This is a genomic window from Azonexus sp. (genome assembly GCF_041909095.1).
GTDB lineage: Bacteria > Pseudomonadota > Gammaproteobacteria > Burkholderiales > Rhodocyclaceae > Azonexus.
In genome coordinates, this window is record NZ_JAYREB010000002.1 from 189,894 (window position 1) to 202,192 (window position 12,299).

At 62.2% G+C, this 12,299-nt stretch carries 9 protein-coding genes; all 9 read left to right on the plus strand.

The features are described from left to right. The first annotated feature begins 261 nt into the window (after positions 1–261). The 9 genes from ACE3OV_RS07720 (at position 262) to tssI (ending at position 12,286) form a co-directional block, all read left to right on the plus strand. Positions 262–1,251, plus strand: coding sequence for an ImpA family type VI secretion system protein (locus tag ACE3OV_RS07720; RefSeq protein ID WP_374326404.1), 990 nt, complete (start codon positions 262–264; stop codon positions 1,249–1,251). Between the two features lie 31 nt (positions 1,252–1,282). After that, positions 1,283–1,849: a type VI secretion system contractile sheath small subunit gene (tssB, locus tag ACE3OV_RS07725; RefSeq protein WP_374326405.1), complete on the plus strand. Its 567-nt coding sequence runs from the start codon at positions 1,283–1,285 to the stop codon at positions 1,847–1,849. A gap of 17 nt (positions 1,850–1,866) precedes the next feature. Continuing rightward, positions 1,867–3,372 carry a type VI secretion system contractile sheath large subunit gene (gene tssC / locus ACE3OV_RS07730; protein WP_374326406.1) on the plus strand — a complete coding sequence of 502 codons (1,506 nt, stop codon included), beginning with the start codon at positions 1,867–1,869 and terminating at the stop codon, positions 3,370–3,372. Between the two features lie 80 nt (positions 3,373–3,452). After that, positions 3,453–3,977 (plus strand): Hcp family type VI secretion system effector, encoded by a 525-nt coding sequence (locus ACE3OV_RS07735; RefSeq protein WP_374326407.1) that lies wholly within the window; start codon positions 3,453–3,455, stop codon positions 3,975–3,977. A gap of 55 nt (positions 3,978–4,032) precedes the next feature. Continuing rightward, positions 4,033–4,503, plus strand: a complete 471-nt coding sequence (locus ACE3OV_RS07740) for a GPW/gp25 family protein (RefSeq protein WP_374326408.1) — start codon at positions 4,033–4,035, stop codon at positions 4,501–4,503. Further along, positions 4,500–6,350, plus strand: coding sequence for a type VI secretion system baseplate subunit TssF (tssF, locus tag ACE3OV_RS07745; RefSeq protein WP_374326409.1), 1,851 nt, complete (start codon positions 4,500–4,502; stop codon positions 6,348–6,350). Before ACE3OV_RS07740 ends, tssF begins: the two co-directional genes overlap by 4 nt. Then, positions 6,350–7,417: a type VI secretion system baseplate subunit TssG gene (locus ACE3OV_RS07750; protein ID WP_374326410.1), complete on the plus strand. Its 1,068-nt coding sequence runs from the start codon at positions 6,350–6,352 to the stop codon at positions 7,415–7,417. Before tssF ends, ACE3OV_RS07750 begins: the two co-directional genes overlap by 1 nt. 13 nt (positions 7,418–7,430) lie before the next feature. Then, the gene (gene tssH, locus ACE3OV_RS07755) at positions 7,431–10,091 is read left to right on the plus strand and encodes a type VI secretion system ATPase TssH (RefSeq protein WP_374326411.1); all 2,661 of its coding nucleotides are present in this window, start codon (positions 7,431–7,433) and stop codon (positions 10,089–10,091) included. Beyond that, positions 10,082–12,286: a type VI secretion system tip protein TssI/VgrG gene (gene tssI, locus ACE3OV_RS07760; protein WP_374326412.1), complete on the plus strand. Its 2,205-nt coding sequence runs from the start codon at positions 10,082–10,084 to the stop codon at positions 12,284–12,286. Before tssH ends, tssI begins: the two co-directional genes overlap by 10 nt. The last annotated feature ends 13 nt before the right edge of the window (positions 12,287–12,299 follow it).

Genomic DNA, 12,299 nt, shown 5'->3' on the forward strand with positions numbered 1-12,299 from the left:
TGTGGCGTCGCGGATCGATTATCTGCCGGCAAATTATCTGTGCATGCAGGAGGGGTTGGGTGGCCTCTTGGCTGGATTTAGCACATGTGAATTTATGCTTTGTAGAAATTTGTAAACCCTCTCCTGCTCTGTGTTTACAAATCTAAATATCATCATCGAATGCTTTTGATATATTGGCCGTAAGTACTAAGCATATTAGAAATACATAAATAAGCCCCCCCAGCAGAACAGAGACGACGTAGCAAACAGGGGCATGAATTGTTGGCAGGGGAACAAGCAAATATCGATCTCGAATTCGACGAGCGCTTTCTGATCATCGATCAGTTGATCAGCGAGCACGAAACGGATTTCGATGCGCCATTGCGCAAGGGGAAGGATCCCTTTGACTGGGCGAAGATCGCCGATGATTGCGCAGCACTGGCGCGCGAAACCCGGGATTTCCGGGTTGCCGTGTGGTGGTTGCGGGCCAGGGCCGAAGTTGGCGGCCTGACGGCTTGGGTCGATGGCCTGAGCTACATCCTGGAATTGCTGGAACTGCCCGAAGATGCGGTCTACCCGCAGGGCGATGCCGAGTTGTCGAGCGGCGAACTGCACGCCACCGTGCTCAATTGGCTGACTTCCTCGCGTAGCCTGGCTGCATTCCGGAAACTCTCCCTGACCAGCGATGCGGCGTGGAGCATCGCCGCGCTGTTGCCTGATGTCGGCGGTACGCGCTATGCCACCGAAAGTGAGCAGGGAAAACTCCGCGAAGCCTTGCGTGCCGACCAGGCGCGCAGCGATCTCAATTGTGCCTTGCTCAACCGGGCTCGCGCCTGTCTCGAAGAAATCGCGCTGCGACTCGACGAGCGGGCGGGCGACGCCAGCGGCGATTTCAGCGAACTGATCGGGGCCGTCGGCCACGCCGCGCATCGTCTGGCGCCGCTGACGACGCAGTCCCAGCAAGCCGACGCCGCTGCCGTAGAGGGCGAGGTGTCTGAAACCGGGAGCGAATCCGTGGCCGACGTGCCTGCCAGTGTCGGCAGTGTGCGTCTGGTCAGCGAAGGCTTTGCCATTCATGGCCGTGACGAAGTGCGCATCGTGCTGGCGGCACTTGAACGCTACTACCGTGACCACGAAAGCGGCCATCCGGCGCCGATCTTCATCCAGCGCCTGCAACGGATGGTCGACATGAGTTTTGAGCTGCTGATGCGGGAGTTGTTTTCCGAATCGGACAGGCTCCTGGATCGGCTGGTGAAACCGGCTTCGAATTGATTTTTCACCTTTTTATCGACGGAGAGTAGGTGTGGCTAAACATTACGACGGTCAGAAATTCATCGGAAAGCAACGTGCCCCCCGGGTGCAGATCGAGTACGACGTTGAAATCTACGGCTCGCAGAAGAAAGTCGAGCTGCCTTTTGTCGTGGGGGTGATGGCGGATCTTTCCGGCGAAAACCGCGAATCCCTGGCACCGATCGAGGAGCGGGACTTCATCGACATCGATGACGAAACCTTCGACAAGCGGATGGCGCAGATTGCGCCGAAGGTTGCCTTCTACTGCGAAGACACGCTGACCGATGACGATCCCGGCGCCCTGATCGACGTCAATCTGACCTTCAACTCGATGCAGGACTTCGAGCCCGGCGAGATCGCCCGGCGCATACCGGAGCTGGCGGCGCTGCTCAAGGCGCGCAACGAGCTGAAGGAACTGACCACCTACATGGACGGCAAGATGGCCGCCCAGGATCTGATCGAGCAGATCCTGACCAACACCAAGTACACCGGCAAGGAACTGGAAGTTCGCGATGACGCCGACTGGCCGAAGGCACCGGAAGAAGATCTGCCCGCGGCCCAAGACAAGCAACCCGAGTGAACGAAAGAGTAAACGCGATGAGTACCGTATTCGAAAGCCAAGCCGATGCAACCCAGGTCGTCACCCTGGAGAACGACAGCGAACTCAAGGAGCTGCTGAAGAAATCCTTCCGTCCCCGCACCAACGAGGCCGCCGAAGCCGTGCAGACGGCGGTCAACACGCTGCTCCAGTTCGTTCGCCGCGACAAGGTCGTTGTTTACAAGGACGTGCTGAAAACGGTCGATGAGCTGGTTGCCGAGATTGACGCCAAGATTTCCAAGCAACTGACCAAGATCCTGCATCACCCCGAAATGCAGAAGCTGGAAGGCGCCTGGCGCGGCTTGCATTACCTGGTCTCGAATACCGAGGTCAGCGCCAATCTGCGCATCCGGGTGATGAACATCAGCAAGAAGGAACTGGGCCGTACCCTGCGTCACTACAAGGGCGGTGCCTGGGACCAGAGCCCGATCTTCAAGAAGATCTACGAACAGGAATTCGGCCAGTTTGGCGGTCAGCCCTTCGGTTGCATCGTCGGTGATTACGAATTCAACCACAGCCCGCACGACGTCGCACTGCTCACCGAAATGGCGAAGATCGCCGCTTCGGCCCACGCCCCCTTCATTTCGGCGGCGGCGCCGGGGACCATGCAGATGGACTCGTGGTCGGAACTGGCCAACCCGCGCGACATCTCGAAGATCTTCCAGGCCGTCGAATATGCCGCCTGGCGCCGGCTGCGCGAATCGAACGACTCGCGCTACCTGTCGCTGACCCTGCCGCGTTTCCTGGCCCGTCTGCCGTACGGCGCTCACACCCACGAAGTGCCGGAATTCGCCTTCGAGGAAACCACCGATCCCGACAGCGACAAGGATTTTTGCTGGGCCAACTCCGCTTACGCGATGGCCGCCAACATCACCCGGGCCTTCTCCGAGTACGGTTGGTGTACCAAGATCCGCGGTGTCGAATCCGGTGGTGCCGTCGAAATCCTGCCGAACTTCGTCTATTCCAATTCGGACGGCGAGAAGCTGCTGTACTGCCCGACCGAGATCGCGATTTCCGACCGCCGCGAACACGAACTGTCGAACGCCGGCTTCATGCCGCTGGTTTTCCGCAAGAACTCGGACATGGCGGCCTTCATCGGCGCCCGCACCATGCACAAGCCGGCCATCTACGAAGACGACGACGCCACCGCCAACGCCAACCTGTCGGCCCGGCTGCCCTACATCTTCGCCACCTGCCGCTTCGCCCATTACCTGAAGTGCATCGTCCGCGACAAGATCGGTTCGTTCAAGTCGCGTGAGGAAACGCAGCGCTGGCTCAACGACTGGATCATGAACTACGTCGATGGCGACCCGACGATCTCGAGCGAAGCGACCAAGTCGCGTCGCCCGCTGTCCGCTGCCGAAGTGATCGTGGACGAACTCCCGGACAACCCGGGGTACTACCGCGCCCAGTTCTTCCTGCGTCCGCATTACCAACTGGAGGGGTTGACCGTGTCCCTCCGGCTGGTTTCCAAGCTGCCGTCTGCCAAGCAGACGAGTCAGTAAGGAAAACCCGGGCGTACTGACAATTTTCAGTCCGCCCGGTCATTCCACGGTTCCATTCATCTTTAATTCTAGGAGCAATCATGGCACAAGCACTTGTTGACTATTTCCTGCAGATCGACGGCGTCGAGGGCGAGTCTCCCGACCAGCAGTATCCTGGCCTGATTCAGCTGCAAAGCTGGCAGTGGGCTGAAGAAAACTCCGGTCGCTGGGGTTTCGGTAGCGGTGGCGGTGCGGGTAAGGTCGAAATGAAGGACTTCGAGTTCCGCATGGTCACCAACAAGGCCTCGCCGAAGCTCTTCCTGATGTGCGCGACTGGCGATCACATTCCGCAAGCCAAGCTGATCTGCCGCAAGTCCGGTGGCACCCAGCTCGACTTCATGACGGTGACCTTCAGCAACTGCCTGGTTTCGTCTTTCACCACCGTCGGCAACCTGCCGGGCGACATGGCCACCAAGTTCGGCGTGACCGAAACGGTGCTGCCGGTTGATGAAATCAAGATCAACTTCGCCCGCATCGAAGTCGAGTACAAGGAGCAACGCAATGACGGCACGATGGGCGCCGTCATCAAGGCGGGCTATGACCTGAAGCTGAACGCAACGGTCTAAACCTCAGTCGGCATTTGGTGCTGGCGAACTTCGTTCGTCGGCACCAAAACAGACCATGAAACCACACAGCCAGATCAAGCATTCCTACACGCCCAACCTGTTCCAGCGGATCAGTCGGGGGGCGGGTAGTCACGCCTCGGTTGCCGATTCCATCCAGGAAGAGGTGCTGCAGCTCCTGCGCCATGCGGCGCGCAGTGCCCGTCCGCGCAGCGACAGTGAAGCGCAGATCTGTTCATCAGTGTTCAATTACGGTTTGCCGATGGCTTCCTTCGGCAGCACCAGTGTTTCCGATGTCGATGCCGTGGTCCGGCATCTGAAGCGGATGATTCCGGTCTTCGAACCGCGGATCGATCCGCGCTCGCTGCAGATCACCACCTCCCTTTCCAGTGACCAGCACTTCCGCGAGTCTGTCCTGTTCGACATCAGCGCCGAAGGGAAGGGGAACGTCGTGGCCTATCTCTCGTTCCGTCTGGCCGTCGATTTCAGTCACGGCGCGGTTCGTCTTGTCCGTAGGCCGAATTTGTGAATCCGAACTTCATCGACCTCTATAACGAAGAACTGCGTTTCCTGCGCGAAGCCGGGCAGCATTTCGCCGATGCCTACCCCCAGGTTGCCGGACAACTGGGAATGCACGAGGACACGGTCAGCGACCCTTTTGTCGAGCGCCTGCTCGAAGGGGTGTCCTTCCTGACCGCGCGCATCCAGGCCAGACTCGACGTCGAGCATGCCGAGTTCGCGCGCCAGATGCTGGCGCGCGTCGCTCCGCTCTGGGATGAATCGACGCCGTCGATTGCCACGCTGGCCTTCACCCCGGATTTCGCTTCGCCCGAGTGTCAGGGAGGCGTCACGCTGGACAAGGGCAGCATCATCCAGGCCCGCCTGCCGGGCAACAACAACGTGCTGCGCTTCACCACCGGGCAGACGATCCAGCTCCTGCCGCTGGAAATCTCCAAGGTGCGCTGCGCCGCCACCATCAATCACCTGCCGCCGCGCATCGCGGCGCAGGCCCAGGAAGCCGCCGGCGTCATCGCCCTGGAGTTTTCCAGCCAGGGCCGGGCCAAGCTCGGCGAACTGAAAACCGACTACCTCGAACTCACCCTGGTCGGCGACATTCCGCTTTGCCATGCCATCCAGAAGCGGCTGCTGCATGATGCCTTCAAGGTTTTTGCCTGGGCCGAGGACAGCGGCGCGCTGGAATATATCGAGATCGGCAAGGAATCCCTGGCCATCGTCGGCGTCACGCCGGAAGAAAGCCTGCTGCCGCCGTCGGCCAGCATGCTGCCCGGGCTGCGCCTGCTGCGCGAGTACTTCGCCCAGCCCAGCCGCTTCCTCGGCGTGCGGATTTCCGGACTGAGCAAGCTGTTCAAGCGTATCGGCGAGCATCGCAAGTTCCATATCGGCTTCCTGCAGAAGAGCGAGCCGGCCAACATCATCAACCGGATCAACGCGCAGTGTTTCCGCCTGTTCGCGACGCCGGTGATCAATCTCTACCCGAAGACCTTCGACCCCATCGTCTACAACCCGGATCGCACCGACCAATGGGTACTGGTCGATCGCCTGCGTCCGCTGGCCTACGACATCCATCACGTCACCGAGTGCCGCGCCATCCTGGAAAACGGGCGCTGCCTCGGTCTGGCTCAGGTGCCGCCGCGCAACGGTTACGCACAGAACGGTTACGAAGGCCATTTCAGCACGCGCAAGCAATACATCACCTACGGTTCGGTCGGCAAGGCGTCGTTGAAGAACCAGTTGCCGATCCGCCATTTCGTCAATGTCGGTCTCGACCCGGACACCGGCATTCCGGAAGACATCAAATCGCTGCAGATCGACGGCTACGTCAGCGATCGCGGCTGGTACCGGGAACACCTCGATCAGGCCGGCTTCTCGCTGACCAGCGCCAGCCTGATCGGCAAGATCGAATGCCTGCGCCTGCCTGGCGAAGCGCGCGACGAACCGCTGCCGGAGCGGCACTGGGAGGCGGTGCAGCTACTCGGCAGCAACCCCTTGCGCCTGCGCAGCCGGAACGACAATGACCTGGTCAACGCCCTGCACCTGTGGCTGGGACTGGCCAGCGACCCGGCGGTGCTGTCCGACCAGCGGCGCATCAGCAGTCTCGACCGGGCGCGCAACAAGATGGGGTATTCCCGTTCGCCGGTTCCCGGGCCGATGTCCTGGGTGCGCTCCAACCGGCTGCGTTTCAACATCGATACCAAGCATCACCCCGATGGCGGGGCCTGGCTGTTTTCCCGGATCGTCTGTCATGCGCTCCTCGATTGCGTCAATTTGAACGATGGACTGGAGGTTGACATTGATTTTGACGGCGAGCCGGGCGATACCTTCACGAATCTTTCGCGTAGCGGAGGGCGGGCTTGATGCAGGTGTCGAGCGACGAATTCGACCGTCTGCATGAAGCCATGGCCTACGTGGATTCCGATGGCAAGCCGCGCCAATTGAAAGCGGACGAGTCCTGGCGGGGAATTTCCAACCGCAAGACCTTGCACGAATTGCTGCGTCGCCTCGAGTCGCTGGTCGCCAACGACGGTTACGGACTGCGCCCGGGCTGGGATCAGGGCTGGCTACGCCTCGAGCAGGCGGCTGAGCTCTATTTCTCCGGTAGCGAACTGCAGGACGTCCGCCTTGAACCGGCCAAGGAAAAAGGGGGACGCGACGCCGAACACGATGTGCTGCGGGTGCGCATGCGCCATTTCGGCCTGTTCGCCCCCTACGGCCCGCTGCCCATCCACGTCACCGAACACGCCAAGTACGAGCGCAGCTTCGAGCGCAACGCCGGCTTCGAAGCCTTCCTCAATCTCTTGAGCGGGCATCTCGCCGTGCTCGATTACCGGGCGTACGCCAACACCCACCCGGTCATCAGCCTCTACGGCCATCCGCGGCGGGAGGGCTTTTCGCAACGCCTGCAGGATCTTGCGTCGGGCTGGATGGCCGGTCATGAGAGCGCTTTCGCCGCGCATATCCAGCGTTGCCGGCTGGCCGAGAGCTGGGCTTACCTGCGCCCGGAACGCAGCCTGCCGGCGCTGGAAACGATCCTCGCCCGTTACTTCGCGATCGACGTCAAGGTCACGCCGCGCCACGGGCGGTGGATCGAGATCGGTGGCGAAAGCGGCGAAAAGCGCCTCGGCCAGTGGCGCGTCGGGCGGCGCATCTTCGATACGCAATCGGCCATTCACGTCAAGCTCGGCCCCATCGATGCCAAGGATTTTCCGCAGTTCCAGCGCGCCTCCGAACGGATGAAGACGATGCTCCGCCTGATCGAGGACTACACCGGCGGCCAGGTCAATGCGCGCATCGACGTCGATGTCCGGACTTCGCCAAGCCTGCGCGCCGCGCTGGGCAAGACGCGCATCGGGCAGAACACCTGGATCAAACCGTCTGACGAACTGAAGACGATTTGTACCCACAACCCATACGAATTACTTTGATGGAGTCATTTGCATGAATCGAGAGCGGTTATTTGGTCGTCTTGGCACCCTGGCCTATGAAGCGGTCGTCGAGGCAACCGCGCTGTGCAAGCAGAGCGAGCACGAGTTCATCGAACTCGAACACTGGCTGATTTCGGTACTGCGTCGCGAACAGAGCGACATTTCCGAACTGCTCTCGCATTTCAAGGGCGATCCCGGCATCCTGCTCAGCCAGTTGCAACGCCAGCTGGCGCGCTTCCCGCGCCGCCACGGTTGCGCCATCGACATTTCCTCGCGTCTCGACCAGGCGATGGAAAGTGCGCTGGCAACCAGCCAGCTGATCGCGCCGGCGCAACACATCCGTTCCGGTCACGTTCTGCTCGGCCTGCTCGAAAACAGCCAGACGCGGCAGACGCTGTACCGGATCAGTTCGCAGTTCGAGCGGATCCAGTGGCCGGACGCCAGCCGGGTCTTCGAACAGGTTGGCCGCGGCTGGCGTGAAGCCCGCGATCGGCCGATGAGTTCGCCGGAAATCCCGCTCGACGTCGAAGGCGAACAGGCCGCCGACAGCGACGCCCTGACCCGCTGGGCGACCAATCTGACGGAACAGGCCAAGCAGGGCGGGCTCGACCCGGTGATCGGCCGTGACAACGAATTGCGCCAGGTGATCGACATCCTGCTGCGCCGTCGCCAGAACAACCCGATCCTGGTCGGCGAGGCCGGCGTCGGCAAGACCGCGATCGTCGAGGCGCTGGCTCAGCGCATTGCCGACGGCATGGTGCCGGGGCTGCTTGCCGAAGCGCAGGTCTGGGTGCTCGACCTGGCCCGCCTGCAGGCCGGCGCCAGCATGAAGGGCGAGTTCGAGGCGCGTCTCAAGTCGGTGGTCGATGCGATCGAGAAATCGCCAACGCCGATCATCCTCTTTTGCGACGAAGCCCACACGCTGGTCGGCGCCGGCGGCCAGGCCGGCACCGGCGACGCGGTCAACATGCTCAAGCCGATGCTGGCCCGCGGCAAGTTGCGCATGGTCGCGGCGACCACCTGGAGCGAATACAAGCAGTTCATCGAGCCCGATGCCGCGCTGACCCGCCGCATGCAGCCGGTGGTCGTCGACGAACCCGGCGAAAACGAGGCGATCACCATGCTGCGCATGATCGCCGAGCGTTTCTCCAAGCACCACGGCGTGCGCATCACCAACGACGCGCTGGTTGCCGCCGTCAAGCTGTCGAAGCGCCACCTGCCGAGCCGCCACCTGCCGGACAAGGCGATCAGCCTGCTCGACACGGCCTGTGCCCGCGTTGCGATGAGTCGCGTCGCGCCGCCCGCCGCGCTGGAGCGCGAGCGCCAGGCCGTGGTGGCGATGGACCTGCAACTGGCCTGGGCCGAGCAGGACGAAAAGCTGGCGATCGATTGCGGTTTCGACCGCGAAGCGCTGCAGCAGAAGCGCGCCGAACACCAGGCCAAGGCCGAGGCGCTGGAGCAACAGGTCAACCAGGCCCGGCAACTGGTCGGTCAGGTCGGTGAATTGCTGGCCCAGCCCGCCGCTGCCGAAGGCAACAGCGCGTTGGCCGCATTGACCGGCGAACTCGACGAACTGCAACAGGGCAAGCCGCTGGTTCAGCCCTGGGTCGATCAACGCACGGTTGCCGCCGTCCTCTCCGAATGGACGGGGATTCCCGACATCGACATGGTGACCGACGACATCGAAGCCACGCTGCAACTGCGCGAACGGCTGGAAAAGCGCGTCTTCGGCCAGACCGGCGGCATCGTTGCGCTGAGCAAGGCACTGCAGGTGGCGCGCGCCGGCATCCACGATCCGCAGCGGCCGCTCGGCGTCTTCATGCTGACCGGGCCGACCGGCACCGGCAAGACCGAAACGGCGATCGCGCTCTCGGAACTGCTGTTCGGCGGTTCGCACAACCTGATCCAGTTCAACATGAACGAGTTCCAGGAAGCGCACACCGCCGCCACCCTGAAGGGCGCCCCGCCGGGATACGTCGGCTACGGCAAGGGCGGCGTGCTGACCGAAGCAGTACGGCGCAAGCCTTACAGCGTCGTCCTGCTCGACGAATTCGACAAGGCCCACCGCGATGTCCACGAAGTCTTCTATCAGGTCTTTGACCGGGGCTGGATGGAAGATGGCGAAGGACGCCGGGTCAGCTTCCGCAACTGCCTGATCCTGATGACCAGCAACATCGGCGCCGAGGAAATCGAGGTTGCCGCGCTGGCCGAACAACCGGCCACCTACGGGCAACTGGTGCAACTGGCGCAGGGCAGCCTGCAGCGCCATTTCGCACCGGCGTTGCTGGCCCGGATGCAGGTGCTGCCGTTCTACCCCCTGGGCCTGTCGGCCTTGCAGTCGATCGCCGAGCACCAGTTCCAGCGCCTGGCCGATCGTCTGGAAGAGCAGGGGGTGACGCTGGAGATCGACACTTCCGCCGTCGAGTGGGTGGCCAATACCGCGGCGGGTCATCCGCATCGCGGGCGTGCCATCGAAGACCTGATCCGCGCGACCGTGCTGCCGTCGCTCGCTCAGGAGTTGCTTGCTGCCAAGCGGGACGGCTTGCCGCTCGGCAGGGTGAGGGTGGTCGCCGACGGCGGCCTCTCCCTCGAACTGCTGGATCGCGAGAGCGAGCCGGAAAATCTTTCAGAACCCAATGATGCCGACCAACAGGAGGTTACGTCATGCGCTTGATTGAAATCAGAAGCCCCGTATTACTGGATGCCGATTCACTGGCACTCAGCTTCACCGCCAAGGAAGAAATGTCATGGACGCCCAGCTATGAGCTGGAAATCATCAGCAAGCGTCCGGATCTCGATCTCGACGGCCTGCTCGGTGACACCGTCGCCGTCGATATCTCGCTCGACAAGGGCAACGACATCCGCACCTTCCACGCTTATGTGCTGGAAGGGGTTGATACCGGGCAGCGCGACGAGCAATACACCTACAAGCTGAAGCTCGGCAGCTGGCTCTCCTTCCTCGGCCAGAACCAGAACTGCCGGATCTTCCAGGACCTGTCGGCGCCGGAAATCGTCGAAGAGGTGTTCCGCGGCTATGGCTTTGCCAAGTTCGAAATGGACCTCAAGCGTACTTACGACAAGCGCGAATACTGCGTTCAGTTCAAGGAAAGCGATCTCGCCTTCACCAGCCGTCTGCTCGAAGATGAAGGCATCTACTACTTCATCCGTCACGGCCAGGACGAGCACACCGTCGTCATCAGCGATTCGCAGGTCTTCGTTGACCAGTCCGGCATCTACGGTCAGCTCGACTTCAACCCGGACGGCGAAGAAGGCCGCCCCATCCTCGACCGCGAAAGCGTTCAGCGCCTGCAGCGCAGCCGCAAGGTACGGCCGAACAACATCGTGCTGCGCGACTTCAACTACCACGTGCCGACCGACGTGCTGCAGACCAACGCCCAGGAAGACCAGGCCACGCTGGCCGGCGTCCAGCTCGAGCATTACGACTATGCCGCCGGTTACGGCGAATCGCAGCGCGGCGAATTCCTGGCCAAGATGCGCCTGCTCGCCTGGCAAGCGGAAGCCCGCATCCTGAACGGCAAGGCCAACGCCAAAGGCGTGACGGTGGGCGAAGCCTTCTCGCTGCAACTGCACCCGGACAGCGCCCGCAACCGCCGTTATTTCATCCTCAGCACCAAGTACGAATACACCAACGACATCGACAGCACGACCAAGGGCGAAAGTGCCGTCTGTACTTTCACCGCGCTGCCGGACGATGTCGAATTCCACCCGCTGCGCCGCTACAAGAAGCCGACCGTTCCCGGCATCCAGAGCGCGACCGTGGTCGGTCCGGAAGGCGTCGAAGTGCATACCGACGAACTGAGCCGGATCCGCGTGCACTTCCACTGGGACCGCTACACCACCAAGGAAGAGGATTCCTCGTGCTGGCTGCGCGTCTCGCAGGCCTGGGCGGGCAAGGGCTGGGGCGTCATCGCCATGCCGCGGGTCGGCCAGGAAGTCATCATCACCTATGTCGATGGCGACCTCGACCGCCCGTTGATGACCGGCATCGTCTATAACGGCGACCTGCCGCCGCCCTACGACCTGCCCAAGGACATCCGCTACACCGGCCTGGTTTCCCGCTCGCTCAGCTACGGCGGTCCGGAGAACGCCAGCTCGATCACCTTCGACGACCTGCGCGGTGCCGAACGCGTGATGATCCACGCCGAACGCGATTATCAGCAGACGGTCGAGCGCAATTCGGCGACCAGCATCGGTCAGGACCGCTACATGATGGTGACGCGCACCATCACCCAGACCTCGACCACGCAGATCGTCATGCAGGCAGCGCTGATTGACATTACCGGCGTGCGCGCGCTATTCACCGGCGCCCAGCTCAATTTCACCGGCATCTGCGCTTCCTTCATCGGTGCCAACATCGAGGCGATGGGACTGAACGCCCAGTTCATCGGTTCCGACATCAAGATGATCGGCAGCGAGACCGCCTTCATCGGTAACGAGATCGTCGCCACCGGCATCCAGACCCACATGACCGGCATCACGCTCAAGCTGACCGGCGAATCGATTGGCGTCACCGGCATCTCGGCACAGATGACCGGCGTACGGCTCGACATCACCCTGGTCTGGCTGCGCATCACCGGTGCCTGTATTGACCTCACCGGACTCTGGGGCCGCATCACCGGCATGTCGATCGACGCCACCGGCATCGCCCTGGCGCTCACCGGCATGGCGGTGATCGCCTTCGGCATGCACCTGGAGCTGAAGGGGGTGACGATCGAGGCGACCTCGCTGGCGATCAAGGCAACCGGGGTGGAGGCGCGGGTGACCGGCCTGTGGGCCAAGATCACCGCGGTCGACATGGACATCGGCCTGCTCAAGCTCGCCATCCGTGGCCTCAGCATCTACATGTAGGACGGCGGGACCC

Excerpts from the sequence above, each read along its gene's own strand:
- tssH (WP_374326411.1), top strand. The coding sequence starts at position 7,431 with ATGAATCGAGAGCGGTTATTTGGTCGTCTTGGCACCCTGGCCTATGAA.
- tssI (WP_374326412.1), top strand. The coding sequence starts at position 10,082 with ATGCGCTTGATTGAAATCAGAAGCCCCGTATTACTGGATGCCGATTCA.
- ACE3OV_RS07740 (WP_374326408.1), top strand. The coding sequence starts at position 4,033 with ATGAAACCACACAGCCAGATCAAGCATTCCTACACGCCCAACCTGTTC.
- ACE3OV_RS07735 (WP_374326407.1), top strand. The coding sequence starts at position 3,453 with ATGGCACAAGCACTTGTTGACTATTTCCTGCAGATCGACGGCGTCGAG.
- tssC (WP_374326406.1), top strand. The coding sequence starts at position 1,867 with ATGAGTACCGTATTCGAAAGCCAAGCCGATGCAACCCAGGTCGTCACC.
- ACE3OV_RS07750 (WP_374326410.1), top strand. The coding sequence starts at position 6,350 with ATGCAGGTGTCGAGCGACGAATTCGACCGTCTGCATGAAGCCATGGCC.